Source organism: Nocardioides sp. HB32 (genome assembly GCF_054058995.1).
Genome location: NZ_JBSSBS010000001.1, coordinates 347,098 through 370,874 on the forward strand (window position 1 = coordinate 347,098; position 23,777 = coordinate 370,874).

Annotated in this window: 26 protein-coding genes; 11 read left to right on the forward strand and 15 right to left on the reverse strand. The window is 72.0% G+C overall.

The window, feature by feature from the left end:
• Positions 1-26 precede the first annotated feature (26 nt).
• The gene (locus tag ACVW2K_RS01830; protein WP_457201321.1) at positions 27-827 is read left to right on the forward strand and encodes an HAD family hydrolase; all 801 of its coding nucleotides are present in this window, start codon (positions 27-29) and stop codon (positions 825-827) included.
• 434 nt (positions 828-1,261) lie between these two features.
• Here the strand turns inward: ACVW2K_RS01830 and ACVW2K_RS01835 are convergent, their stop codons facing one another.
• Entirely contained in the window at positions 1,262-1,987 is a 726-nt protein-coding gene (locus tag ACVW2K_RS01835; RefSeq protein WP_457201322.1) for an oxidoreductase, read from the reverse strand.
• A gap of 35 nt (positions 1,988-2,022) precedes the next feature.
• Between ACVW2K_RS01835 and ACVW2K_RS01840 the strand changes: the two genes are divergently transcribed.
• The 5 genes from ACVW2K_RS01840 (at position 2,023) to ACVW2K_RS01860 (ending at position 7,427) form a co-directional block, all read left to right on the forward strand.
• Positions 2,023-2,829 (forward strand): class I SAM-dependent methyltransferase, encoded by an 807-nt coding sequence (locus ACVW2K_RS01840; RefSeq protein ID WP_028638694.1) that lies wholly within the window; start codon positions 2,023-2,025, stop codon positions 2,827-2,829.
• A gap of 192 nt (positions 2,830-3,021) precedes the next feature.
• Positions 3,022-3,633, forward strand: coding sequence for an acetate uptake transporter (locus tag ACVW2K_RS01845; RefSeq protein WP_036571337.1), 612 nt, complete (start codon positions 3,022-3,024; stop codon positions 3,631-3,633).
• A gap of 47 nt (positions 3,634-3,680) precedes the next feature.
• Positions 3,681-5,660, forward strand: a complete 1,980-nt coding sequence (gene acs / locus ACVW2K_RS01850) for an acetate--CoA ligase (RefSeq protein WP_457201323.1) — start codon at positions 3,681-3,683, stop codon at positions 5,658-5,660.
• 72 nt (positions 5,661-5,732) lie between these two features.
• A complete protein-coding gene (gene nhaA, locus ACVW2K_RS01855) occupies positions 5,733-7,001 on the forward strand; it encodes a Na+/H+ antiporter NhaA (RefSeq protein ID WP_028638692.1) in 1,269 nt (422 codons plus the stop codon).
• Between the two features lie 21 nt (positions 7,002-7,022).
• A complete protein-coding gene (locus ACVW2K_RS01860) occupies positions 7,023-7,427 on the forward strand; it encodes a phage holin family protein (RefSeq protein ID WP_028638691.1) in 405 nt (134 codons plus the stop codon).
• Between the two features lie 33 nt (positions 7,428-7,460).
• Here the strand turns inward: ACVW2K_RS01860 and ACVW2K_RS01865 are convergent, their stop codons facing one another.
• The 4 genes from ACVW2K_RS01865 to nth are packed head-to-tail and all read right to left on the reverse strand — an operon-like array spanning position 7,461 to position 10,667.
• Positions 7,461-8,636, reverse strand: a complete 1,176-nt coding sequence (locus tag ACVW2K_RS01865; RefSeq protein WP_457201324.1) for a MarP family serine protease — start codon at positions 8,634-8,636, stop codon at positions 7,461-7,463.
• The gene (locus tag ACVW2K_RS01870) at positions 8,633-9,355 is read right to left on the reverse strand and encodes an NUDIX hydrolase (RefSeq protein WP_036571336.1); all 723 of its coding nucleotides are present in this window, start codon (positions 9,353-9,355) and stop codon (positions 8,633-8,635) included. Before ACVW2K_RS01870 ends, ACVW2K_RS01865 begins: the two co-directional genes overlap by 4 nt.
• Complete coding sequence (locus tag ACVW2K_RS01875) at positions 9,352-9,957, reverse strand: TlpA disulfide reductase family protein (RefSeq protein ID WP_051549456.1); 606 nt, start codon at positions 9,955-9,957, stop codon at positions 9,352-9,354. The genes ACVW2K_RS01870 and ACVW2K_RS01875 overlap by 4 nt, the downstream gene beginning before the upstream one ends.
• Positions 9,954-10,667: an endonuclease III gene (nth, locus tag ACVW2K_RS01880; RefSeq protein WP_028638689.1), complete on the reverse strand. Its 714-nt coding sequence runs from the start codon at positions 10,665-10,667 to the stop codon at positions 9,954-9,956. Before nth ends, ACVW2K_RS01875 begins: the two co-directional genes overlap by 4 nt.
• A gap of 145 nt (positions 10,668-10,812) precedes the next feature.
• Between nth and ACVW2K_RS01885 the strand changes: the two genes are divergently transcribed.
• Entirely contained in the window at positions 10,813-11,490 is a 678-nt protein-coding gene (locus tag ACVW2K_RS01885; RefSeq protein ID WP_028638688.1) for a Crp/Fnr family transcriptional regulator, read from the forward strand.
• 43 nt (positions 11,491-11,533) lie between these two features.
• Here the strand turns inward: ACVW2K_RS01885 and ACVW2K_RS01890 are convergent, their stop codons facing one another.
• Genes ACVW2K_RS01890 through ACVW2K_RS01905 form a run of 4 tightly spaced genes read right to left on the reverse strand, consistent with a single transcriptional unit; the run spans position 11,534 to position 13,825 of the window.
• Positions 11,534-12,343: an MBL fold metallo-hydrolase gene (locus tag ACVW2K_RS01890; protein WP_457201325.1), complete on the reverse strand. Its 810-nt coding sequence runs from the start codon at positions 12,341-12,343 to the stop codon at positions 11,534-11,536.
• Entirely contained in the window at positions 12,340-13,209 is an 870-nt protein-coding gene (locus ACVW2K_RS01895; RefSeq protein WP_051549454.1) for an NUDIX hydrolase, read from the reverse strand. The genes ACVW2K_RS01890 and ACVW2K_RS01895 overlap by 4 nt, the downstream gene beginning before the upstream one ends.
• Complete coding sequence (locus ACVW2K_RS01900) at positions 13,206-13,670, reverse strand: RidA family protein (RefSeq protein WP_457201326.1); 465 nt, start codon at positions 13,668-13,670, stop codon at positions 13,206-13,208. The genes ACVW2K_RS01895 and ACVW2K_RS01900 overlap by 4 nt, the downstream gene beginning before the upstream one ends.
• Complete coding sequence (locus ACVW2K_RS01905) at positions 13,667-13,825, reverse strand: DUF4177 domain-containing protein (RefSeq protein ID WP_155992272.1); 159 nt, start codon at positions 13,823-13,825, stop codon at positions 13,667-13,669. The genes ACVW2K_RS01900 and ACVW2K_RS01905 overlap by 4 nt, the downstream gene beginning before the upstream one ends.
• A 100-nt stretch (positions 13,826-13,925) precedes the next feature.
• Between ACVW2K_RS01905 and ACVW2K_RS01910 the strand changes: the two genes are divergently transcribed.
• On the forward strand, positions 13,926-15,266 hold the full coding sequence (locus ACVW2K_RS01910; RefSeq protein WP_457201327.1) for an MFS transporter: 1,341 nt from the start codon (positions 13,926-13,928) through the stop codon (positions 15,264-15,266).
• Here the strand turns inward: ACVW2K_RS01910 and ACVW2K_RS01915 are convergent.
• From ACVW2K_RS01915 to ACVW2K_RS01930, 4 genes are read right to left on the reverse strand one after another with little or no spacing between them, the layout of a single operon-like run.
• Positions 15,236-15,844 carry a dihydrofolate reductase family protein gene (locus ACVW2K_RS01915; protein ID WP_457201328.1) on the reverse strand — a complete coding sequence of 203 codons (609 nt, stop codon included), beginning with the start codon at positions 15,842-15,844 and terminating at the stop codon, positions 15,236-15,238. The two genes, ACVW2K_RS01910 and ACVW2K_RS01915, sit on opposite strands and share 31 nt — an antisense overlap.
• Before the next feature lie 37 nt (positions 15,845-15,881).
• Complete coding sequence (locus ACVW2K_RS01920) at positions 15,882-16,616, reverse strand: SDR family oxidoreductase (RefSeq protein WP_457201329.1); 735 nt, start codon at positions 16,614-16,616, stop codon at positions 15,882-15,884.
• Positions 16,616-17,242, reverse strand: a complete 627-nt coding sequence (locus ACVW2K_RS01925; RefSeq protein ID WP_457201330.1) for a CoA transferase subunit B — start codon at positions 17,240-17,242, stop codon at positions 16,616-16,618. Before ACVW2K_RS01925 ends, ACVW2K_RS01920 begins: the two co-directional genes overlap by 1 nt.
• Entirely contained in the window at positions 17,239-18,012 is a 774-nt protein-coding gene (locus ACVW2K_RS01930) for a CoA transferase subunit A (RefSeq protein WP_457201331.1), read from the reverse strand. The genes ACVW2K_RS01925 and ACVW2K_RS01930 overlap by 4 nt, the downstream gene beginning before the upstream one ends.
• 43 nt (positions 18,013-18,055) lie before the next feature.
• Between ACVW2K_RS01930 and ACVW2K_RS01935 the strand changes: the two genes are divergently transcribed.
• Both ACVW2K_RS01935 and ACVW2K_RS01940 read left to right on the forward strand, forming a co-directional pair.
• Positions 18,056-19,072: an ArsA family ATPase gene (locus tag ACVW2K_RS01935; protein WP_051549453.1), complete on the forward strand. Its 1,017-nt coding sequence runs from the start codon at positions 18,056-18,058 to the stop codon at positions 19,070-19,072.
• Positions 19,069-20,271 carry an ArsA family ATPase gene (locus tag ACVW2K_RS01940; protein ID WP_028638680.1) on the forward strand — a complete coding sequence of 401 codons (1,203 nt, stop codon included), beginning with the start codon at positions 19,069-19,071 and terminating at the stop codon, positions 20,269-20,271. The genes ACVW2K_RS01935 and ACVW2K_RS01940 overlap by 4 nt, the downstream gene beginning before the upstream one ends.
• A 6-nt stretch (positions 20,272-20,277) precedes the next feature.
• On the opposite strand, the gene ACVW2K_RS01945 is transcribed toward ACVW2K_RS01940, so the two are convergent.
• Complete coding sequence (locus tag ACVW2K_RS01945; protein ID WP_028638679.1) at positions 20,278-20,571, reverse strand: WhiB family transcriptional regulator; 294 nt, start codon at positions 20,569-20,571, stop codon at positions 20,278-20,280.
• Positions 20,572-20,767: 196 nt separating this feature from the next.
• Between ACVW2K_RS01945 and ACVW2K_RS01950 the strand changes: the two genes are divergently transcribed.
• Positions 20,768-23,209, forward strand: coding sequence for a penicillin-binding protein (locus ACVW2K_RS01950; protein WP_457201332.1), 2,442 nt, complete (start codon positions 20,768-20,770; stop codon positions 23,207-23,209).
• On the opposite strand, the gene ACVW2K_RS01955 is transcribed toward ACVW2K_RS01950, so the two are convergent.
• Positions 23,210-23,668: a GatB/YqeY domain-containing protein gene (locus ACVW2K_RS01955; RefSeq protein WP_028638677.1), complete on the reverse strand. Its 459-nt coding sequence runs from the start codon at positions 23,666-23,668 to the stop codon at positions 23,210-23,212. It abuts the gene before it with no gap.
• Positions 23,669-23,777 lie beyond the last annotated feature (109 nt).

Sequence of the window (23,777 nt, forward strand, 5' to 3'; positions counted from 1 at the left end):
GGGTCGCCACCGCCTACGATGGCCGCATGGCGTTCCGCCCGACCGCGGCCTTCTTCGACCTCGACAAGACGGTCATCGCGAAGTCGAGCACGCTCGCGTTCAGCAAGCCCTTCCAGGCCGGTGGGCTGATCTCGCGCCGCGCGGTGCTGCGCTCGGCGTACGCGCAGTTCGTCTACCTCGTCGGCGGCGCGGACCACGACCAGATGGAGAAGATGCGGCAGTTCATGTCCCAGCTGTGCGCCGGCTGGGACGTCGCCACCGTCCGCGAGATCGTCGCGGACACGCTGCACAACGTCGTCGACCCGCTCGTGTACGACGAGGCGGTGTCGCTGATCGAGGAGCACCACCTCGCCGGCCGCGACGTCGTCATCGTCTCGGCGTCGGGCGCGGAGGTGGTGGAGCCGATCGCCGCGATGCTCGGCGCCGACCGCGTGGTCGCGACCCGGATGGAGATCCAGGACGGCCGGTACACCGGCGGCATCGAGTACTACGCCTACGCCGCGGAGAAGGCGCGCGCGATCGAGGAGCTCGCCGGGCAGCAGGGCTACGACCTCGAGAACAGCTACGCCTACAGCGACTCGGTCACCGACGTCCCGATGCTCGAGGCGGTCGGTCACGCGCACGCGGTGAACCCCGACAAGGAGCTGCGCCGGATCGCCGCGGAGAAGGGCTGGCCGGTGCTGGTGTTTACCAAGCCGGTCACGTTGCGCTCCCGGGTCCCGCTGCCGCCGGCGGGCCCGACCCTGGCCGCGCTCGCCGTCGGCGGCATGGTCGCCGTGGGCGGCGTCCTCTGGGCGAGCGCCCGCCGCCGCCGGCTCGACGTGTAGCCACCACCCGGCGCCGCTCGTCCGAGGCGGCCGTGACCCCAGCCGTCGACGGCGCGAGCGCGGAGCGGGACGGTCACCTTGGCCGACACCGCGACCTGCCGACGGGCAGAGACGTGGCCCGGCTGTCAAGCCCTCGAGGCCCCTTGAAGGTCTGGGTGAAGAGGCGTAGACAGGGTGGCAGAACTCAACAGTGCAGCACGTGAGCCGGGTACCCACGCGGCGATCTACCCTTCCTACAGGGCGCTTGCCGGACCGGGATACTCCCGGGGCAGTAGTTGATGATGCACGCCTGGTAGCCCACGGATTCACGTGTCAGCGGCGGCACCCGGACCAACGAACTCGAACGCCGGGTGCCGTTCGCATGTCCGCGCGCAGCGAGCCGCGCCGAAGGCGCGCATCGCGTCGCGCGAGACCGACCGAGCCGAAGACCTCGGCTACTCGGCTGCCCGTCGCAGCGGGCTCGCCTCCGCGCCGGCCGCGTACGCCTCCGCGGCGTAGAGCAGCCAGGAGTGCACGCCGGCCGGACCGCCCTCGGCGTACCCCCGCAGGTTGGACTCGTACGCCGCCCGGAGCGCCAGGTGCCCCGCCTCCGGGACGACCAGGGACTTCTCGTCGACGCCGCGCGCGACCAGCACCAGCCGCTCGGCGGCGCGGGCGACGATGCCGTTGTGCGAGCCGAACGGCGCGGCGGTCGCGAGCTCGGCGTGCACGACCGCGGCCACCAGCAGCGACGGCGCCCCGGTCGGCCGGACCAGCAGCTCGCCGACGCCGCGGAGCCGGTCGGCGGCGTCGCCGTCGCGCGGTCGGCCGCGCGTCTCCTCGGGCAGCCCCGCGGCCGCCAGCGCATGGATCCGCGCCAGCGCCTGGAGCGGGGACCGGGACAGGGACGGGGACAGGGACAGCAGCTCCGTCGAGACCCGCACCGCGTCGAGCGCCACCTCGTCCCCCGCGCCCGCGCGCACCTCGGCGAGCGTGGCGGCCGACCCCTCGAGCACGCCGCTCGCGTGGGCGCCGCGCAGCAGCGACTCGATCGTCGTCTCGGGCGAGGTACGCCGCAGGCCGCGGTCGCGCAGCATCACGTCGATCCCGTCGCGAACGGCGGCGTACGCCGACGGCACGCCCTCGAGGGAGGCCAGGCGGGACAGCGGGTCTGTGCTCACGAGATCCCACCGTATCGGCGGGTACGGTGAGTCCGATGACCGATCCCTCCCGCTCCTTCGGCTCCGTGGCGGACGCCTACGACCGCGCCCGCCCGTCCTACCCGCGCGAGGCGGCCGCCTGGCTGGTCGGCGAGCAGCCGACCACGGTCCTCGAGCTCGGCGCCGGCACCGGCAAGCTCACCGAGGTGCTGGTGGGGCTCGGCCACGACGTGCACGCGACCGATCCCGACGAGCAGATGCTGGAGCGGCTCCGCGAGCGGCTGCCCGACGTTCCCACCTCGGTGGCCGGGGCGGAGGAGATCCCCGCTCCGGACGCGTCGTACGACGTCGTGGTGGTCGCCCAGGCATTCCACTGGTTCGACCACGACCGGGCGTTCCCGGAGATCGCCCGGGTCCTCAGGCCGGGCGGCCGGCTGGCCGTCACGTGGAACCTGCGCGACGAGCGGATCCCGTGGGTGCGCCGGCTCGGCGTGCTGCTGGGCAACCAGGACACCCACCGCAGCGACCAGGTGCTGGCCACGAACGAATTCTTCGGCTCCGTCGAGGAGACGACGTTCCGGCACTGGCAGGTCGTCGACCGCGACTCCATCCAGGACCTCGCGCTGTCGCGCTCGACCCTCGCGGTGCTCGACGAGGACGCGCGCGCGGACCGGCTGGCCGAGATCGTGGCCTTCTACGACGACTACGGTCGCGGCATGGACGGCATGCAGCTGCCGTACGAGACCCGCTGCTTCCGCGCCACCGCACTCGACCGCGGGCAGGAGCCGGCCCCGCAGACCGCGGAGGAGCCCATCGCCGACGACGGCTCGGACTCCGACGTGCTGCTCATCGACTTCCGCTGACCGCCAGCTGGTGCCGGCCAGCTCGATCGCCGGGCCCGACCGGCGCGAGGGCAGCTCGGTCTCACGCGCTCACGGCCTCACGAGTTTGTCGATCCGGTCCATCGGGTACGGGCGGCCGTGGACCGCCTCGGGCGGCCACCCTCGGGCGAGCCGACCGGGCGATCCTCCGCAACCACGCGTGAGGAGATCTCCATGACGACCACCCAGGAAGCCAGCCAGGAAGCCAGCCCGGTCCCCGTCCGCGGCCCCTACATCGCGGACCCCGCGCCTCTCGGGCTCGCCGCGTTCGCACTCACGACGTTCGTCCTGAGCTTCGTCAACACCGGCCTGTTCAAGGTCGAGCCGGTGGTGTTCGGGCTCGCGCTCGCCTACGGCGGGATCGCCCAGTTCGCCGCCGGCATGTGGGAGTTCGCGAAGGGCAACACCTTCGGGGCGACGGCGTTCGCGTCGTACGGCGCCTTCTGGGTGTCGTTCTGGTGGCTGACCGGGCACACCGATCTCACCGGCTCGCCGGAGGGCGACGTGAGCAACACCGTCGGGCTCTACCTGCTGGCGTGGGGCATCTTCACGGCGTACATGACGATCGCGGCGACCCGGGTCAGCGGCGCGGTGCTCGCGGTCTTCGTGCTGCTGACGATCACGTTCCTCCTGCTCGCGATCGGCGACTTCGCCACCTCGGAGACGATCAGCAAGATCGGCGGCTGGTGCGGCGTGGCCACGGCCCTGGCCGCCTGGTACGCCTCGCTGGCCGGGGTCACCGCGTTCACCCACAAGCGTCAGGTGTTCCCCGTCGCCACTCGCTGACTAGTGTGGCGGGTGCCACCTCGTCCCTACCCGATCGAGGAGTGATCGTGAGCGAAGAGACCCTCTCCAACCTGCTCAAGGAGGACCGCCGGTTCGAGCCGCCGGCGGAGATCGCCGAGCACGCGAACCTCCGGGCCGAGGCCTACGACCGGGCCGCTCAGGACCCCGAGGCGTTCTGGGCCGAGCAGGCCGAGCGCCTGTCCTGGGACGAGAAGTGGGACCGGGTGCTGGACTGGGACGACCGGCCGTTCGCGAAGTGGTTCGTCGGCGGCCGGCTCAACGCGTCGTACAACTGCGTGGACCGGCACGTCGAGGCGGGCCGCGGCGACAAGGTGGCGCTGCACTGGATCGGGGAGCCGGAGGACGACACCCGCGACCTGACCTACGCCGAGCTCAAGGACGAGGTCAGCAAGGCTGCCAACGCGCTGACCGAGCTCGGCGTCGGCACCGGTGACCGGGTGGCGATCTACCTGCCGATGATCCCCGAGGCCGTGATCGCGATGCTGGCCTGCGCGCGGATCGGCGCCCCGCACACGGTCGTGTTCGGTGGGTTCTCCTCCGAGGCGCTCTCCTCGCGGCTGGTCGACTGCCAGGCCAAGGTGGTCATCACCTCCGACGGCGGCTACCGCCGCGGCGCGGCGGCCGCGCTGAAGCCGGCGGTCGACGAGGCGCGCGCCAAGTCCTCCGCGCAGGGCCACACCGTCGAGAAGGTGCTCGTCGTCCGGCGCACCGGGCAGGACGTCGAGTGGAACGACGACGTGGACGTCTGGTGGCACGACGCGGTCGACGCGGCCTCTACCGAGCACACGCCGGAGGCGTTCGACGCCGAGCACCCGCTCTACGTCATGTACACCTCCGGCACGACCGGGAAGCCCAAGGGCATCCTGCACACCACCGGCGGCTACCTGACCGGCACGTCGTACACGCACTGGGCGGTCTTCGACCTGAAGCCCGAGACCGACGTGTACTGGTGCTCCGCCGACATCGGCTGGGTCACCGGCCACAGCTACATGGTCTACGGGCCGCTCGCGAACGGCGCGACGCAGGTGATGTACGAGGGCACGCCGGACAGTCCGGAGCGGGGCCGCTGGTGGAAGATCATCCAGGACTACGGCGTGACGATCTTCTACACCGCGCCGACCGCGATCCGCTCGTTCATGAAGCAGGGCCGCGAGATCCCGGACCGGTACGACATGTCCTCGCTGCGGATCCTCGGGTCGGTCGGTGAGCCGATCAACCCCGAGGCCTACATCTGGTACCGGCAGGTGATCGGCGGCGACCGCACCCCCGTGGTCGACACCTGGTGGCAGACCGAGACCGGGATGATCATGATCAGCCCGCTGCCGGGCGTCACGCGCGGCAAGCCGGGCTCGGCGATGACCCCCATCCCGGGCGTCTCGGCCGAGGTGGTCAACGAGGCCGGCGACGCCGTACCCAACGGGTCGGGCGGCTACCTCGTGCTCACCGCCCCGTGGCCCTCGATGCTGCGCACCATCTGGGGGGACGACGAGCGCTTCATCGACACCTACTGGGCCCGCTTCAGGGACCAGGGCTACTACTTCGCCGGGGACGGAGCGAAGAAGGACGACGACGGCGACATCTGGGTGCTGGGCCGCGTGGACGACGTGATGAACGTGTCCGGCCACCGGCTCTCGACCACCGAGATCGAGTCCGCGCTCGTCTCCCACCCCAAGGTCGCCGAGGCTGCGGTCGTCGGCGCCAAGGACGAGGACACCGGCCAGGCCGTGTGCGCCTTCGTGATCCTGCGCGAGGAGGCCGGCGACGGCGGCGAGGACATCGTCGCCGAGCTCCGCAAGCACGTCCGCCAGGAGATCGGCCCGATCGCGACCCCGCGCCAGATCATGATCGTCCCCGAGCTCCCCAAGACCCGCTCGGGCAAGATCATGCGCCGCCTGCTGAAGGACGTCGCCGAGCACCGCGAGGTCGGTGACGTGACCACGCTGGCCGACTCGTCGGTGATGGACATGATCTCGGAGGGCATCGACTCCGGCAAGGCCGAGGACTGATGCGCTTGTAGGGTGGCTCCCGGTGCGCCGGGAAGTCTGGTCGGCAGTCCTTCGCCGACCCCGAGGAGCACCATGAGCCAGTCCACGCCGCAGCGCCGGTTGTTCACGCGTGGCTCGTTCCTCGAGAGCTCGCGCACCGCGGAGGTGCTGCGCGCCGAGACCACCGGCGGCGTGCTGCTGATCGCGGCAGCCGCCGTCGCCCTCGTGTGGGCGAACAGCGCGTGGCAGGACGCGTACTTCCGGATCCGCGACACCGTGGTGGGGCCGGACGCCCTCCACCTCGACCTCACCGTCGGCGGCTGGGCGGCCGACGGGCTGCTCGCGATCTTCTTCTTCGTGGCCGGCCTCGAGCTCAAGCGCGAGTTCGTCGCCGGCGACCTGCGCGATCCACGGCGTGCCGCACTGCCGGTGATCGCCGCGGTGGGTGGGATGGTCGTCCCCGCGTTGGTCTTCGTGCTCTGGAACCTCGGCACCGACAACCTGGTCGGCTGGGCCATCCCCACCGCGACCGACATCGCGTTCGCCCTGGCGGTCCTCGCGGTGATCAGCACGCACCTGCCGACGGGGCTGCGCACCTTCCTGCTCACGCTCGCCGTCGTCGACGACCTGCTCGCGATCACGGTGATCGCGCTCTTCTACACCGACCAGCTGCACCTGCTCTGGCTGCTCGCGGCTGCCCTGCCGCTGGCCGCGTTCGGCGTGCTGGTCCGGCGCGGGTACGGCGCCTGGGCGCTCGTTCCGCTCGCGGTGCTGGCATGGGCGTTCGTGCACGAGTCCGGCGTGCACGCGACCGTCGCCGGTGTGCTGCTCGGCTTCACGGTCCCGGTGCGCCGGGCCGACCGGATCGAGCACGTCGTCCGCCCCGTGTCGGCGGGGATCGCCGTACCCGTCTTCGCGTTCTTCGCGGCCGGGGTCGACGTCGGCGGCCTGTCCGGGCTCCGCGACGCGCTGACGGACCCGCTCGCGCTGGGCATCGTCTGCGGCCTCGTCCTGGGCAAGACGATCGGCATCACCGGATCCACCTGGCTGCTGTCGACGTTCACCCGCGCCGACCTCGACGACGAGCTGAGCTGGGTCGACGTGACCGGCATGGCGATCCTCGCGGGCGTCGGGTTCACGGTGTCGCTGCTGATCGGCGAGCTCGCGTTCGGGCACGGCACGTCGGAGGACGACACCACGAAGGTCGGCGTCCTGGTCGGCTCGCTGGTCGCCGTGCTCGTCGCGAGCGTGGTGCTGCGCACGCGGAACCGGGTGTACCGGCGGATCTGCGAGCAGGAGGAGCGTGACAGCGACGGGGACGGGGTACCCGACGTCTACGAGCACGACGACGACGCGGGCTGAGGGTTCGATAGGGTGACGCGCATGGCGAGCAACCAGGTCCAGGAGCCCGATCCGACCATCGGCCGGCTGGTCCACGACGCCACCAGGGACATCTCCTCCCTGGTCCAGAAGGAGATCCAGCTCGCGAAGTCCGAGCTCAAGGTCAGCGTCCGGGCCGGCGGCACGGGCATCGGCCTCTTCGCCGGCGCGGCCTTCCTGATCGTCCTCGCGATCATCATGCTGTCGGTGTCGATCGCCTACTTCATCAACTGGAACGGCGAGGGTCTCGACCTGCACTGGGCGTTCCTGATCGTGTTCGGCTTCTACATGCTGGTCGCCGCGCTGCTGGGCTACATCGGGGTGCGGAAGGTCAAGCAGGTCAGGGCGCCCGAGCGCGCGATCGGCCAGGGCCGCGAGATCCCGAGGGCTCTCAAGGGCCAGTCGTAGGCGAGAGCTGACCCGGCCTCGCCGCGCGGGTCGCTAGCCGGCGCAGTCGCCCGTGGAGACCTGGGCCGAGCTGCTCTGCCCGGTCGCGGCCGCCTGGGCGACCTGGGAGGTCGTGAGGGCGTAGCCGGTGTCGTGGTCGGTGACCGACGCGGCGAACACGACGCCCGCGACGTCGCCGGCCGACGTGATGATCGGCCCGCCGGAGTTGCCGGGCAGGATCCGGCCACGCAGCGAGAAGACCTCGCGGATCACCGCGCCGTCGCCGTAGATGTTCGGCGAGCGGAGCCGCTGCTCGGACCGGATCCGGGCCGGCTCGACGCGGTACGGGCCGTCCTGGGGGTAACCGAGGATGGCCACCCCGTCCTGCGCCTTGGCGTGGTGGTCCAGGTCGAGGGGCGGGATGTCACCGCTGTCGAAGGCGAGCACCGCGACGTCGATGTCGGGGTTGTAGTAGACGACCTCCGCGTCGACCGTGCTGTCGCCGACGACCACCTCGGGATCATCGATGCCGGCGACCACGTGTGCGTTGGTCATCAGCCGGTTGGCGGCGTACACGAAGCCGGAGCCCTCGACGCCCCTGCCGCACTCGTTGGTGCCGCGCACCTTGAGCACGCTGGTCTCGGCGCGCTGGACGTCCGGGTCGCTCAGCAGTCGCCTCGGGCCGGGGCCGACGTCGACGATCCGCTCCGGGGCGAACGGCTCGAGGTAGCGCGGGAAGAAGCTGGTGCCGACCACGTCGTTGAACGCCTGCAACGCGTTGCCCGCAGAGGCCGGCAGGACCTCGTCGACCTCCCCGAGGACCGCCGAGCTCCGCACCAGCGGCGTGATCCCGGTGATCCGCGAGCCCGAGATCGCGACACCCAGCGCCCAGGCGACGATCAGCACCGCCACCGCGCTCAACGCGGCGCCGCCGATCGCGTCGAGGGCGCGCGCGGGCTGCCAGGTGATCCGGTCGCGGATCCGGGTGCCGGCGAACTGCAGCGTCGCCTGGCCCAGGGAGGCGGACAGGATCACGATGAACAGGGCGCCGAGGGACACCATCAGCGACGGGTTCGCGTCACCGAGCGCGACCGGCGCCAGCCAGACGCCGAACAGGCCACCGAGCAGGAGGCCGCCCGTCGCGAACGCACCGGTGATGAAGCCCTGCCAGTAGCCGGAGAGCGCGTACGCCAGGACGAGCACGATGAGGAGCCAGTCGAGCAGGTTCACCCGTCGTCCTCCTCGTGGTCCGGGTCGTCCTCGGGCTCGTCCTCGATGTCCAGGAGGCGCGACCGTCGGGGGTCAGCCTGCAGCATGTACGCCGGAAGATCGCGGACCCGGGTCTCGTCCCACGGGCGCGTCCACCCGAGGAAGTCGAACAACCGGGCGATGATCCCCGCGGTGAACCCCCACAGGATGACGTCGTTGGCCGGGCCGATGAGGAACCCGGGGCTCGTGTAGCCGATCCGCGGGTGTTGCACCATCACCCGGTGCTCGGGGTCGAGGAGCTCCTCGATCGGCACGTGGTGGATCGCGTGCACCTCGGCGGGGCTCACGATGCTCACCGCCGCCGGCTCGGCCCACCAGCCGAGGACCGGGGTCACCGCGAAGTTGCTCGGCGGCAGCCACAGCTCGGGCAGCTGCCCGAACACCTCCACCGAAACGGGTTCCACCCCGATCTCCTCCTGCGCCTCGCGCAGCGCGGCCTCGACCGCGGACTCGCCCGGGTCGACCGAACCGCCGGGGAACGAGACCTGCCCCGGGTGCGACCGCATGTCGTGCGCGCGCTCGGTGAGCAGCAGCTCGCCACCGCGCGGGCCCTGGCCGAAGAGCATGAGGACGGCGCCCTCGCGGGCATCTCCCCCCGGTGGCGGCGTGAACCGGGTCAGGTCGTCGGCCGAGATCGCCGCCGCGCCCGCGCGGACCGGCTCGAGCCAGTCGGGGATCACAGGTCGGTCCCGAGGTGCTGGTTCGCCAGCTCGACCAGCTCGTCGGCGGAGCCGATGCCGCCGGTCACCAGCGATGCGGTCCCGTCGGCGTCCACGAACAGGAACGCGGGAACGGGTACGCGCGCCGGCACGGGTGGTTGCGCGCGGAGTGCACCCTGGGTGTCGGCGAGCTGCGGGTAGGTGGCCCCGGCGTGCTGCGCGAACTCGATGGCCGGCCCGGTCTGCCGGTCCTGGTAGTCGATGCCGATGACCGGCACCTGGTCGCCGTACCGCCGGTAGAAGTCCGCGACCGCAGGCATCTCCTTGCGGCAGGGGCCGCACCACTCGCCCCAGATGTTGAGGATCAGCGGCCCGCGAAGGGTCGCCAACTCGACGTCGTCGCCACCGCCGAGGCACGGGAGCGTGACCTCGGGGAGCCCGCCGTCGACCGGGTCGCCCGTGCCGGGCGTGCACGGCTCGATCCCGGCGTCGGCCTTCAGCTGGCGCAGCTGCGGGGTGTCGACGTCGATCTTCGCGGCCCCCGGCGCGGGGACGTCGTCCGAGGTGCATCCGGCCAGCACCAGCACGGCCGCGACGAGCGCGGCCGGCAGGAGACGCCTCATGCCCTGCCCTCGGTCTTCACCAGCTTGGCCGCGACGACGGGATCGGTGGGGCCCTCGCCGTACGAGGGGCAGAGCCTGGCCACCGGGCACGCCCCGCAGGCGGGCTTCTGCGAGTGGCAGACGCGGCGGCCGTGCCAGACCAGGTGGTGGCTGAGCATCGTCCAGTCCTTCTTCGGGAACAGCTCGCCGACCGCGTGCTCGAGCTTGACCGGGTCGGTCTCCGCGGTCCAGCCGAACCGGCGGGCGAGCCGGCCGAAGTGGGTGTCGACGGTGATGCCGGGGATGCCGAAGGCATTGCCGAGGACGACGTTCGCGGTCTTGCGGCCGACGCCGGGGAGCTTGACCAGGTCCACCAGGCGCGGGGGCACCTGGCCGTCGTGGTCCTCGACGAGGGCGGCACTCAGCTTGAGCAGCGACTCGGTCTTCGCGCGGAAGAACCCGAGCGGCCCGACGATGCCCTCGAGGGTCGCGCGGTCGGCCGCGGCCATCGCCTTCGCGTCCGGGTAGGCGGCGAACAGCGTCGGCCGCACGGCGTTCACCCGCTTGTCCGTGGTCTGCGCGCTCAGCACGGTGACGACGAGCAGCTGGAAGGGGTCGTCGAAGTCCAGCTCGGTCGTGGCGTCGGGGTAGGTCTCGCCCAGGATCCGGTTGATCTTCCGGGCACGACGCACGAGGCCGGTACGGGTCTCGGCGGCGACGGGGGCGGGCACGCGCCCCAGCGTACGGCGAGGCGCCGACACGACCGATTCGGTGCCGGATGGCGACCCGCCCGACCGGCTGGTTCCTGTGAAGTTTCCCACTGGATAGGATTCGCGGCGTACCCGTGTGCCGCGGGTCGACGCACCAGGAGGATTCGTGGACAACGACGTACTGCGCCAGGCCCCGCTGTTCAGCGCGCTCGACGACGAGGCCGCGACCGCGCTGCGCGCGTCGATGGCGGAGACGAAGCTGCGCCGCGGCGAGGTGCTGTTCCACGAGGGTGACTCGGGCGACAAGCTCTACATCGTGCTCGACGGCAAGGTGAAGCTCGGCCGCACGTCCTCCGACGGCCGGGAGAACCTGCTCGCCATCCTCGGCCCCGGCCAGATGTTCGGCGAGCTCTCGCTCTTCGACCCGGGCCCGCGCTCGGCGACCGTCACGGCCGTCACGGACGCCTCGTTCGCGTCGCTCTCCCACGAGGACCTGCTGCGCTGGCTCGAGGGCCGCCCGGTCGTGGCCCGCGGTCTCCTCGCCCAGCTCGCCGGCCGGCTCCGCAAGGCCAACGACGTGGTCGCCGACCTGGTGTTCTCCGACGTCCCCGGCCGGGTCGCCAAGGCGCTGCTCGACCTCGCCGACCGGTTCGGCCGCACCGCGGACGACGGCGTGCACGTGCACCACGACCTCACCCAGGAAGAGCTCGCCCAGCTGGTCGGCGCCTCCCGCGAGACCGTGAACAAGGCCCTCGCCGACTTCGCCTCGCGCGGCTGGCTCCGCCTCGAGCCCCGCTCGGTCGTGATCATGGACGTCGAGCGCCTGGCCCGTCGCGCCCGTTGAGTCGGGACCTCTGACGGTCGAGTCGACCGTCAGAACCCCCGGCTCAAGGGGAGGCGAGGTAGGCGAGCTGGGCGCGGACGGAGAGCTCCGCGGCGCCCCAGAGCGACTCGTCGACGTCGGCGTACACGACCTCGACCACGCGCCGGGGCAGGGTCGGGTCCGCCGCGAGCCCGGGCGAGAGAGGGACGGACAGCTCGGCGAGCGCGCGCTCGACCTGGGCGAGCCGCTCGCGACGGTGCGCGAGGTAGAAGTCGAGCACCCCGAGGGCGTCGTCGAGGACCGGGCCGTGCGCGGGCCAGAGGGTGCGCACCTCCCCGGAGAGGACCAGCGATCGCATCCGCGAGATCGAGCTGAAGTACGGGCCGAGCTGCCCGTCGGGGTGGGCGACCACGGTCGTCCCGCGGCCGAGCACCATGTCGCCGGTCAGCAGCGCGCCGTCGGCGGGCAGCACCAGCGAGACCGAGTCGGCGGTGTGACCAGGGGTCGTGAGCACCCGCAGCGACAGCCCGTCGACGAGCAGGTCCTCGCCGTCGACGAGCGGCGGCGCGTCCACGCACAACCCCGGGTCCAGCGCGCGCACCGCGCAGCCCTTGCGGCGGGCGAACTCCGCAGCCACCTCGGCGTGGTCGAAGTGGTGGTGCGTCAGCAGCACCAGCGCCACGTCACCGAGCTCGGCAGTGAGCCGGTCGAGGTGCCCGTCCGCCAGCGGCCCCGGGTCGACCACGACGGACGCCGAGGAGCCGGGCTCCTGCAGCACCCAGGTGTTGGTGCCGTCCAGGGTCATCACGCCGGGGTTCGGCGCGAGCAGGCAGCGCCCGCGGGACCCGAACGCCCCGCCCCCCCAGGGTGTCATGCGCGGCGCCGCGCGCTGACCAGCGGCCGCAGCCGGTCCGGCATCGACAGCGTCCAGCCCGGGCCGAGCGGCTCGACCGACGGCGTGAACATCTCCACCGACCTCGACGCCGCCACCTCGAGCACCTCCTCCGGCGACCCGAGCGAACCGACCTCCATCGACGTCAGGTACGTCGGGGGCATCAGCGCGAGGTCGCCAGCGTCGGCCTGGTCGGCCGCGACCCGCGCCGGGATCCACGCCACGGACGACGACTCGGTCGACACGTCGCGCGTCACCTGCCCGACGGGCAGCGAGGCGACGAAGAACCAGGTGCGGTAGCGCTTCGGCTCGAAGATCGGGGTCAGCCACGCGGCCCACACCCCCAGCAGGTCGGTGCGGAGCACCAGGCCTCGCGTGTTCAGGAACTCCGTCAGCGACAGGGCTCTCGACTCCAGCGCGACCCGGTCCGCCTCCCAGTCGTCACCGGTCGTGTCGGCGACGACGTCGGTGGGCGACGTACCGGCCAGCAACACGCCGGACTCCTCGAACGTCTCGCGTACGGCGGCGCACACGAGCGCCCGCGCGGTCTCCTCGTCGCACCCGAGTCTTGCGGCCCACTCGGCCGGAGCGGGACCGGCCCAGGCCACGGTGGAGTCGAAGTCGCGCGGGTCGACACCGCCGCCGGGGTAGACGCACATGCCGCCGGCGAACTCCATCGAGACCTGGCGGCGCAGGTAGTACACCTCCGGCCCGTCCGGCGAGGGCCGCATCAGGATCACCGTGGCGGCGTTCCGCGGCTCCGCCGGCGTCTGCCGCCCGTCCTCGAACTCACGGGCGACCGCGACCAGCCGGTCCGGCAGCTGGACCGGCGGGAGCGGGATCCTCATGAGGCGACGCGGACGACGATCTCGACCTCGACCGGTGCGTCCAGCGGCAGCACGGGTACGCCGACGGCCGACCGCGCGTGCACGCCGGCATCGCCGAAGACCTTGCCGAACAGCTCGGACGCGCCGTTGGCGACCCCGGGCTGCCCGGTGAAGTCCGGCGTGGACGCCACGAACGCGACGACCTTCACGACCTGCGCGACCCGGTCGAGGTCGCCGATCATCGACTTCACCGCGGCGATGGCGTTCAGCGCGCACTGCTCGGCGCACGCGACGGCCTCCTCCACGCTGACCTCGCCGCCGACCTTCCCGGTGACCATCAGCTCGCCGTTCTTCATCGGGAGCTGGCCCGAGGTGAACACGAGGTCGGCGGACACCACGGCCGGGACGTACGCCGCCACCGGGGCGGGCACCTCCGGCACGATCAGCCCGAGCTCGGCGAGCCGGTCCTCGACGGCGCTCATGCCTGCACCGGCCGCTTGAAGTAGCCGACCAGGTTCTCCGGGTTCATGCCCGGCGCGATCTGCACCAGCTCCCACCCGTCCGCCCCGAAGTTGTCCAGGATCTGCTTGGCCGCGTGCGTCAGGATCGGCGCCGTCAGGTACTCCCACTTGGTCATGTTCGGCACCCTACTCGTGGACCATCCGGGGTCCACCCACGGTCGGACGCGGGCGAATCCCGGTTGACCTCGACCGCGGTTGAGGTCCTACCGTCCATGCGTGACCCTCACCGAAGCAGCCGCGGCCCGGCCGCGGCTGCTCTCGCCGGCGTACGCCGTCACGACGGTCGGCATGTTCGCGCTCTGCGCACTCGTGGCGTTCGAGGCGACGGCCGTGACGACGGTGATGCCGACCGTCGCGGCCGACCTGGACGGGGTCGGCCTGTACGCGCTGTCGTTCGCGGCACCGCTGGCCAGCGGTGTGGTCGGCATGGTCACGGCCGGCGCCTGGAGCGACCGGCGCGGCCCCGCCGTCCCGCTGGTCGCGTCGCTCGCGCTGTTCGCCCTCGGGCTGGTCGTCTGCGGCCTCGCGCCGTCGATGGAGGTGCTGGTCGCCGGCCGGGTGCTCCAGGGCCTGGGCGGCGGCGCGCTGACCGTCGGCCTGTACGTGCTGGTGGGCCTGGTCTTCCCGCGGGTCCTCCAGCCGGCGATCTTCGCGAGCTTCGCCGCGGCCTGGGTGCTGCCGTCGCTGTTCGGCCCTGCGCTCGCGGCGTTCGTCGCCCACACCGCCGGCTGGCGCTGGGTGTTCCTCGGCGCCGTCGCCCTGGCCGCCTGCGCCGCCGCGCTCGTCGCACCTGCCCTCCGCAGCGTCGGCACGCCGCCCACCGGCGAGCCGGCGCCCCGGTCCCGTCTCGCGTGGGCGCTCGTGGGAGCCGTCGCCGTCCTCACCCTCGGCGTCTTCCCGCCCGCGGCGGTCGTCGTGCTGCTGGCCCTGCGCAAGCTGCTGCCCGCCGGCTCGCTCCTGGCCCGTCGCGGACTGCCTTCGGTGATCGGCACCCGCGGCCTGATGAGCGCATCGTTCTTCGCCGCCGAGGCCTACATCGTCTTCGTCCTCCAGGAGCAGTGGGGCCTCACCCCGGGCATCGCCGGCCTCGCCCTCACCGCGGTCGGGCTCACCTGGGCCGCGGCCAGCCAGGTCCAGTCCCGCCTCGGCAGCCGGGTGTCCGACGTCGCGGTGATGCGCTGGGGCTGCGCGCTGCTGCTGGTCGGCACGGTCGCCCTCGCGCTCGCCGTCCGGATCCACGTTCCCTGGGCGCTCGCGATGGCGGCGTACGTCGTGGCCGGCGCCGGCATGGGGCTGGGCTATCCCCGCACCGGCGTGGCGATGCTCGCCGCGTCGTCGGACTCGGACCGGGGCTTCAACTCCTCCGCCCTGTCCATTGCGGACTCGCTCGGCGGGGCGCTGGCGCTCTCGGTGTCGGGCGTCGTCTTCGCCACCACGAAGGCCGCCGGGATCGACCCGTTCGCCTCCGTCTACGTGCTCGCTGCGGCGGTCGCGGTCCTCGCCGTGGTCACGGCGGCCCGGACGGGTCAGCCGTCCGGTCGACGGAGCACGTCGTAGGTCGTGTGCACCGCCCACTCCGACGGGTGCACGCTGCGGATGCGCAGGTCGACGTCCTCCTCGAAGCCGTCGAACAGCCGCTTGCCCGCGCCCAGGATCACCGGCGCCGTCGAGATCACCAGCTCGTCGACGGCCCCCGCCCTCAGGGCCTGCCGGATGAGGTCCGCGCCACCGCCGATCGCCACGTCGCGGTCGCCCGCGTCGGTCCGCGCGACCTCCAGCGCGTGGTCGAGGCCGTTGACGAAGTGGAAGCCGTTGGCCGGGTCAGGCTGGTCCTCGATGCGGTGGGTCAGCACGACGAGGGTCCCGGGGAACGGGTTCGCGCCGCCCCAGACGCCGGCCGCGTCGTACATCCCGCGTCCCACGATGCCCGCGCCGAGTCGCGCGACCAGCGGCTCGTAGTACGCCTTGTCGGCGTCGCTCATGGCGAAGTCGTGCTCGCCGCCGTAGGTCCAGGGGCCACCCATCACCCAGTAGTGCAGGCGCTCCCCGCCACGCCCGAGGCCGAGCTCGGGACCGTCGTCCGGCCCGGTCACGTAGCCGTCAACCGAGACCGTGATGCTCGCGATGATGCTCATGTCCCCACCGACCCCTTCTCCCGGCCGAACTCATCGCTCATCGCGATGCCAGCCACTCGTCGAACGTGATCCGGCCGCGCGGGCCGTCCCCGCGTGGCAGCAGTGCGCCGGACCGCATCGCGGCGCCGGCCCTCCCGGGCAGCCGCACGGGTACGACGCGCCGCCCGTCCCGCTCCGCCACCCGGCGCGCGAGGTCGACCATCTGGTGCACCTCCGGCCCGGCGAGGTCCGGCGCCCGGCCGACAGCGTCCCCCGTCGCCAGGTCGACCAGTGCCGCGCCCACCTCGCGGGCCGCCACGGGCTGGCTGAGCATCCGCGGTACCAGCGAGAAGCGGCCGAGCCGCGCGAAGCTGAGCGCCTGCTGGGCGAACTCGTGGAACTGCGTCGCCCGCAGCACGCTCCACGGCACCCCGCCCTCGGCGGCGACCCGCTCCTGGAGCCGCTTGCCGGCGTAGTAGCCACTGTCCACGTCGTCGATCCCGACGATCGAGAGCACGACGTGGTGGCCGACTCCTGCGTCCCGTCCGGCCGTGAGGAGGGTGCGCGTCACGCCGGCGAAGAACGCCTCGGCGGCGGCCCGCCGCTGCGAGCGGACGTTGGTCGCGTCGATGACCGCGGTGACCCCGGCGAACCGATCGGCGACCCCCTCGCCGGTGGTCAGGTCCGCTCCCGCCGACCGGGTCAGGACGACGACCTCGTGGCCGCGCTCGCGCGCCACCTCGACGGCGTGGTGCCCCACGACGCCGGTGCCGCCCGCGACCGCGATCCGCATCAGGCCAGCTCGGGCTCGGTCTTCTCGCGGACCTCGTCCTCAGTGACCCCGGGCGCGAGCTCGACGAGGCGCAACCCCTCGGAGGTGACGTCGATGACGCAGAGGTCGGTGATGATCCGCTGCACCACGCCGCGGCCGGTGTAGGGCAGCGAGCACTCCTCGACGATCTTGTACGAGCCGTCCTTGGCGACGTGCTCCATCAGCACGATCACCCGCTTGGCGCCGTGGACCAGGTCCATCGCGCCGCCCATGCCCTTGACCATCTTCCCGGGGATCATCCAGTTCGCGATGTCACCGGCCCTGCTCACCTGCATCGCGCCGAGGATCGCGGCGTCGATCTTGCCGCCGCGGATCATCCCGAAGCTGGTGGCGGAGTCGAAGAACGACGCCCCACGCCGCAGCGTGACGGTCTCCTTGCCGGCATTGATCAGGTCCGGGTCCTCCTCCCCCTCCCAGGGGTAGGCACCCACGCCCAGGATCCCGTTCTCCGACTGCAGCACCAGCTCCACGTCGTCACCGACGTAGTTCGGCACCAGCGTCGGCAGTCCGATCCCCAGGTTGACGTACGACCCGTCCGACAGCTCCGAGGCCGCCCGCGCGGCCATCTCCTCACGCGACCAGCTCATGCGCGGGTCCTCACAGTCCTCTTCTCGATCCGCTTGTCCGCGGCCTGCTCCGGGGTCAGGGGCACGACGCGCTGCACGAACACCCCCGGGGTGTGGACCTGGTTCGGGTCCAGCTCACCGGGCTCGACCAGCTCCTCGACCTCCGCGATCGTGACCCGCCCGCACATCGCGGCCAGCGGGTTGAAGTTCCGCGCCGAGTCCCGGTACACGAGGTTGCCGTGCCGGTCGCCCTTCCACGCCCGCACCAGCCCGAAGTCCGCGACGATCGCGTGCTCGAGCACGAACTCCTTCGGACCCTCGGCCGTGTCGAAGGTCTGCGTCTGCTTCGGCGGCGACGACACGACCACGTTGCCGGCGTCGTCGTACCGCCACGGCAGCCCGCCGTCGGCGACCTGGGTGCCGACGCCGGTCGCGGTGAAGAACGCCGGGATGCCCGACCCGCCGGCGCGCATCCGCTCCGCCAGCGTGCCCTGCGGGGTCAGCTCCACCTCCAGCTCGCCGGAGAGGTACTGCCGCGCGAACTCCTTGTTCTCCCCCACGTAGGAGGAGATCATCCGCCGGATCCGGCGCTCCCCCAGCAGCCGGCCCAGCCCCCAGTCGTCGACACCGCAGTTGTTCGACACCGCCTCCAGGCCCGTCGTACCCGCCTGCAGCAGCGCGTCGATCAACACCGACGGGATGCCGCAGAGCCCGAAGCCGCCCACCGACAGCGTCGCGCCGTCCGGGATGTCCGCCACTGCCTCTGTGGCCGAGGTCACCACCTTGTCCATGCGGGTGATCCTAGGACGCACGGCCGTCGCCTAGGCTCGGGGCATGGCTGCGCCGACGTCCGACGCCGACTGGTCGCGCGTGCGCCTGCACGTCGTCACCGGGAAGGGCGGGACCGGCAAGTCGACGGTCGCCGCCTCGCTCGCGCTGGGCCTGGCCTCCCAGGGCCAGCAGGTGCTGCTCTGCGAGGTGGAGGGACGGCAGGGCATCGCGCGGATGTTCGACGTCGACCCGCTCCCGTACGCCGAGCGCCGGATCGCCACCGGCCTCCGCCACAACGGGACGCCTCCCGGGGTCGTGCACGCGCTGCACATCGACCCGGAGTCCGCCCTGCTGGAGTACCTCTCGATGTACTACAAGCTCGGTCGCGCCGGGCGGGCGCTGGACCGGTTCGGCGTGATCGAGTTCGCGACCACGATCGCCCCCGGCGTACGCGACGTGCTGCTGACCGGCAAGGTGTTCGAGGCGGTCCGGCGCAACAGCCGCAACAAGGGCGCCATCAGCTACGACGCCGTGGTGCTGGACGCACCTCCCACCGGCCGGATCACCCGCTTCCTCAACGTGAACGACGAGCTCGCCGGGCTCGCCAAGGTCGGCCCGATCCGCAGCCAGGCGGACACCGTCATGACGCTGTTCCGGTCCCCGCGCACCGTCGTGCACCTGGTGACCGTGCTCGAGGAGATGCCCGTGCAGGAGACCGCCGACGGCATCGCCGAGCTCACCCGGGCCGGGCTGCCGGTCGGCGCCGTCATCGTCAACCTGGTGCGTCCGCGTGACATCTCGCCTGCCGACCTCGAGGCCGCCCGCGACGGCACGCTGGACGCGAGCCGGGTCGCGACGGACCTCGAGGAGGCCGGCGTGGACGTCGCCGACGGGCTCGTCGACGGGCTGCTCGCCGAGGCCCACGACCACGCCGAGCGGCGGGCGCTCGAGGACGCCCAGCGCGCCGTCGTGGCCCAGCTCGGCCGACCGACGTACGAGCTGCCCCGGCTGGCCGGCGGCGTCGACCTCGGCGGGCTCTACGAGCTGGCGGCCGACCTGAAGAAGCAGGGACTCGCATGAGCACCCAGCAGAAGAGGTCCCGCCCCCGCTTCGGCCCGCTCGCGACCAGCCCCGGTCCCGTCCCCGATCTCGACGTCGATGCGCTCCTCGACGACCGCGGCACCGGGATCATCGTGTGCTGCGGCTCGGGCGGCGTCGGCAAGACCACCACGTCCGCCGCGCTGGCGCTGCGCGCCGCCGAGCGCGGCCGCAAGGTCGTCGTGCTCACGATCGACCCGGCACGCCGGCTCGCGCAGTCGATGGGCATCGAGCGCCTCGACAACACCCCCCGTCCGGTCGACGGGCTGCGCACGAACGCGAAGGGCAACCGCCAGGGTGGCGGCCTCGACGCGATGATGCTCGACATGAAGCGCACCTTCGACGAGGTGGTCGAGAGCCAGGCCACCCCGGAGAAGGCGAAGCAGATCCTCGAGAACCCCTTCTACATCGCGTTGTCGAGCTCGTTCGCGGGCACGCAGGAGTACATGGCGATGGAGAAGCTCGGCCAGATCCACGCCGACGCGCAGGCCGACGGGAGCTACGACCTGATCGTGGTGGACACGCCGCCGTCGCGGTCGGCCCTGGACTTCCTGGACGCACCGGAGCGGCTCTCGAGCTTCCTCGACGGGCGGTTCATCCGGCTGCTGCTGGCGCCCGCGAAGGGGCCGGCGCGGATGATGTCGGCGGGCTTCGGGCTGATCACCGGTGCGCTCAACAAGGTGCTCGGCGCCCAGGTGCTCCGGGACATGCAGACGTTCGTCGCGGCGTTCGACACGCTGTTCGGCGGGTTCCGGCAGCGTGCGCAGAAGACCTTCGAGCTGCTCCAGGCCGACGGCACGGCGTTCCTCGTCGTGGCCGCGCCCGAGCCGGACGCGCTCCGCGAGGCGGCGTACTTCGTGGAGCGGCTCGGCGAGGACCGGATGCCGCTCGCCGGACTCATCGTCAACCGGGCCAGCCCGATCCCCCAGGGCACGCTCTCGGCCGACGAGGCGATGGCCGCGTCGGCCCGGCTGCGCAAGCGCGAGCCGGGGTCGCTGACCGCCGGCCTGCTCCGGCTGCACGCCGACCAGACCCGCATGGTCGAGCGCGAGGCCCTCCTGCGCGAGCGGTTCGCCGCGGCGCACCCGGAGGTGCCCACGGCGGTCGTTCCCGCGCTGGCCGGCGACGTGCACGACCTGGCCGGCCTGCGCCGGATCGGTCAGCTCCTCGCCGGGGCGTGAGAGCGGTCAGACGGCGACGGTCTTGCCGCTGACCGCGCCCTGCTCGCGCGCCGTCTCGAGCACCGTGCGCCAGGAGGCGCCCGGGCGGCGGCGCAGGAGCGCACGCCGCTCCCGCTCCGTCATGCCGCCCCACACCCCCCACTCGATCTGGTTGTCGAGAGCCTCGGCCAGGCACTCGGTGCGCACGGGACAACCCGAGCACAGCTGCTTGGCCTTGTTCTGCTCGGCTCCACGCACGAACAGCTGGTCCGGCTGCGACTCGCGGCACGCGGCCGCAGGCGCCCAATCTTCAACCCACATGTGATGTCCCCACATCAGTCCGAGATAGGCGGCGTCCCCATGACGTCTACCCGGGATGAATCCCCTCGGTAAAGAAGTTAAGGAATTGTTCAGCATCGGGGCAGACACATCCGGCCCAATCCGCATAGTCCGAATTGACTAGTTACCTTGTGCTAGGAATAGGTAGGGGTGTGGGCGCTCCCGTACCCTTGGCGCCATGTCCGAGCCGTCCAGCGACCGTCTGACCGCCGGCCGTATCGCCTCCCATCTCGGGGTGATGGTCGCCGTCGCCGCCGTCATGGGCGTCGTCGTCGCCGGTCTGGCCATCCCGTTCGCCGGGGTGCTGGGCATCGGTGCCCGGCAGGTGGCCGACACCATGGACAACCTGCCCGCGTCGCTCGAGACCGACCCGCTGCCGCAGAAGACCAAGATCCTGGACGCGGACGGCGACACCATTGCGACGCTGTACGACGAGAACCGGGTCAACGTCTCGCTGGACCAGATCTCGCGGACCATGGTCAAGTCGATCGTCGCGATCGAGGACTACCGCTTCTACCAGCACGGTGCCTTGGACCTGAAGGGCACGCTGCGCGCGCTGATCACCAACCAGGCCAACAGCGGGGTCGTCCAGGGTGGCTCCTCGATCACCCAGCAGATGGTGAAGATGACGCTGCTGACGCAGGCCAACACCAAGGCCGAGCAGAAGGCCGCGACCGACGACACCTACGCCCGCAAGCTCCGCGAGCTCCGCTACGCGATCGCGTTCGAGCAGCACTACTCCAAGGACTGGATCCTGGAGCGCTACCTCAACATCGCCTACTTCGGCGACGGCACGTACGGCGTCCAGTCGGCGGCGCGCCACTACTTCAACGTCAACGCGAAGAACCTCGACCTGCGCCAGTCGGCGATGCTCGCCGGCTTGGTGAAGAACCCCACCGGCTACGACCCGACGAACTCGCCGGACGCCGCGCTCGAGCGCCGCAACGTCGTCCTGGACCGGATGGCGGAGCTGAACGTCATCAGCCACGCCAAGGCCGAGAAGACCAAGAAGATGGACCTCGGGCTCCACGTGCAGCCGGCCAAGAACGGGTGCCTCAACTCCCGGGCGCCGTTCTTCTGCGACTACGCCGTGAACTGGCTGCTCGCCGACCCGACCCTGGGGAAGACCGTCGAGGAGCGCAAGAAGCTGCTCAAGTCCGGCGGCCTCGTCGTCCACACCACGTTGAACATGGACGACCAGGTCGCGGCGGACAACGCCGTGCGGGACCACGTCGCCAAGGAGGACCAGGCCGTCGGCGCGATGGCGATGGTCGAGCCCGGCACCGGCAAGGTCGAGGCGCTCGCCCAGTCCCGCCCGATGGGTCGCGACGAGAAGGCCGGCGAGACGTTCCTGAACTACACCGTCCCCACGAAGTACGGCGACTCCGCGGGCTTCCAGGCGGGGTCGACGTTCAAGCCGTTCGTGCTCGCGGCCGCGGTGAACCAGGGCGTGCCGCTGAGCACCACCTTCAACGCGCCGATCACGATGACCATCCCGCAGGACGAGTTCCAGAACTGTCCCGGCCAGCCTGCGTTCGCCGGCGAGTGGCACGTGTCGACGTCGACCTCCTCGGGCCCGATGGACATCTACCGCGGCACCCGCGAGTCGGTGAACACGTTCTACGCGATGCTCGAGCGGGTCACCGGCGTGTGCAAGCCGTTCGAGATCGCCAAGAAGCTCGGCGTCGAGCTGACCGACCCGAAGGGCGACTCGCACGGGTACGGCGCCGAGCGCGTGCCGACGTTCACCCTCGGCATCGCCAACGCCAGCCCGCTGGAGATGGCCGAGGCGTACGCGACGTTCGCCGCCCGCGGCCTGCACTGCGACTCCCACCCGGTCACCTCGATCGACGACTCGGCCGGCACCGAGCTCCAGACGTACGACGGCCACTGCACCCAGGCGCTGCCGCCGGCGACCGCCGACGCGGTCAACGACGTGCTGCGCGGCGTCCAGGAGCCGGGTGGCTTCGGCTACGACCTCGGTGGCACGAACCTCTCCGTCCCGTCCGCCGGCAAGACCGGCACGACCCAGGACGGCAAGTCCGTGTGGTTCGTCGGCTACACGCCCCAGATCGCGACCGCCGCGATGATCGCCGGCGCCAGCAAGGACGGCCAGAAGCCGATCGAGCTGGCCGGCCAGACCATCCACGGCAACTACATCTACGAGGTGTCCGGCTCCGGCTTCGCGGGCCCGATGTGGGCCCAGGCGATGCACGTCGTCGACGACAACCTCGACTACGAGGACTTCACGCCGCCGGACCTCACCGCGGTCCAGGGCGTGCCGACCACGGTGCCGTCGGTCTCCGGGATGACCATGTCCGAGGCCCTGAGCACCCTCAAGAACGCCGGCTTCACGCCGATCGACGCGGGCACCGCCGCCTCCAGCAGCCCGGCCGGCACCGTCGCCTACACCTCACCGGCCGGCGGCTCATCGGCACCGTCCGGCTCGGTCGTCACCGTCTACGAGTCGACCGGAGTCCCGCCGCCGCCCACGCACAGCGGCGGTGGCGGTGGTGGCGGTGACCAGGGCGGCGGCAACGGCGGCGGCAACGGGGGCGGCAACGGGGGCGGTCACGGCCACGGGAACGGCGGCGGGAACGGCGGCGGCCACCGCCACTGATCAGCCCAGCTGGCGGCGTACCTCCGCGGCGACCGCGCCACCGTCGGCCCGGCCCTTGGTCTGGGGCTGGATCATCCCCATCACCTTGCCCATCGCCTTCATGCCCTCACCAGCAGCGCCGGTCTGGGCGATCGCGGAGGTGACGAGGTCGGCGATCTCCTGCTCGCTCAGCTGCGCGGGCAGGTAGTCGGCGATCACCCCGGCCTCGGCGGTCTCCTTCTCGGCCATCTCGGCGCGGCCGCCGTCGGCGAACGCGGTCGCCGCCTCCCGGCGCTTCTTCGCCTCGGTCGAGAGCACGCCGATGATGTCGTCGTCGGTGAGCTCGCGAGCCTCCTTGCCCGCGACCTCGGCGTTCGTGATCGCGGTGAGCACCATCCGGATCGTCGAGGAGCGGACCTCGTCGCGGGACTTGATGGCGGCAGTGAGGTCGGCGCGGAGTCGGTCCTTGAGCGCACTCATGCGCGTACTCGCTTCGCTCCGTGCGCGCCTGAGGCACAGGTCCCGCCCTGCTGGATGACTCGCTCGCTTCGCTCGCTCATGACCGCCATTGTGCCCGGTGACCTAGCCT

Excerpts from the sequence above, each read along its gene's own strand:
- ACVW2K_RS01945 (WP_028638679.1), bottom strand. The coding sequence starts at position 20,571 with ATGTGGGTTGAAGATTGGGCGCCTGCGGCCGCGTGCCGCGAGTCGCAG.
- ACVW2K_RS01875 (WP_051549456.1), bottom strand. The coding sequence starts at position 9,957 with ATGAGGCGTCTCCTGCCGGCCGCGCTCGTCGCGGCCGTGCTGGTGCTG.
- ACVW2K_RS01925 (WP_457201330.1), bottom strand. The coding sequence starts at position 17,242 with ATGAGCTGGTCGCGTGAGGAGATGGCCGCGCGGGCGGCCTCGGAGCTG.
- nhaA (WP_028638692.1), top strand. The coding sequence starts at position 5,733 with ATGAGCCAGTCCACGCCGCAGCGCCGGTTGTTCACGCGTGGCTCGTTC.
- ACVW2K_RS01915 (WP_457201328.1), bottom strand. The coding sequence starts at position 15,844 with ATGAGCATCATCGCGAGCATCACGGTCTCGGTTGACGGCTACGTGACC.
- ACVW2K_RS01890 (WP_457201325.1), bottom strand. The coding sequence starts at position 12,343 with ATGACACCCTGGGGGGGCGGGGCGTTCGGGTCCCGCGGGCGCTGCCTG.
- ACVW2K_RS01905 (WP_155992272.1), bottom strand. The coding sequence starts at position 13,825 with ATGACCAAGTGGGAGTACCTGACGGCGCCGATCCTGACGCACGCGGCC.
- ACVW2K_RS01950 (WP_457201332.1), top strand. The coding sequence starts at position 20,768 with ATGTCCGAGCCGTCCAGCGACCGTCTGACCGCCGGCCGTATCGCCTCC.
- ACVW2K_RS01930 (WP_457201331.1), bottom strand. The coding sequence starts at position 18,012 with ATGGACAAGGTGGTGACCTCGGCCACAGAGGCAGTGGCGGACATCCCG.
- ACVW2K_RS01845 (WP_036571337.1), top strand. The coding sequence starts at position 3,022 with ATGACGACCACCCAGGAAGCCAGCCAGGAAGCCAGCCCGGTCCCCGTC.
- ACVW2K_RS01900 (WP_457201326.1), bottom strand. The coding sequence starts at position 13,670 with ATGAGCGCCGTCGAGGACCGGCTCGCCGAGCTCGGGCTGATCGTGCCG.
- ACVW2K_RS01895 (WP_051549454.1), bottom strand. The coding sequence starts at position 13,209 with ATGAGGATCCCGCTCCCGCCGGTCCAGCTGCCGGACCGGCTGGTCGCG.
- ACVW2K_RS01920 (WP_457201329.1), bottom strand. The coding sequence starts at position 16,616 with ATGCGGATCGCGGTCGCGGGCGGCACCGGCGTCGTGGGGCACCACGCC.
- ACVW2K_RS01955 (WP_028638677.1), bottom strand. The coding sequence starts at position 23,668 with ATGAGTGCGCTCAAGGACCGACTCCGCGCCGACCTCACTGCCGCCATC.
- ACVW2K_RS01860 (WP_028638691.1), top strand. The coding sequence starts at position 7,023 with ATGGCGAGCAACCAGGTCCAGGAGCCCGATCCGACCATCGGCCGGCTG.
- ACVW2K_RS01940 (WP_028638680.1), top strand. The coding sequence starts at position 19,069 with ATGAGCACCCAGCAGAAGAGGTCCCGCCCCCGCTTCGGCCCGCTCGCG.
- ACVW2K_RS01935 (WP_051549453.1), top strand. The coding sequence starts at position 18,056 with ATGGCTGCGCCGACGTCCGACGCCGACTGGTCGCGCGTGCGCCTGCAC.
- ACVW2K_RS01830 (WP_457201321.1), top strand. The coding sequence starts at position 27 with ATGGCGTTCCGCCCGACCGCGGCCTTCTTCGACCTCGACAAGACGGTC.
- ACVW2K_RS01840 (WP_028638694.1), top strand. The coding sequence starts at position 2,023 with ATGACCGATCCCTCCCGCTCCTTCGGCTCCGTGGCGGACGCCTACGAC.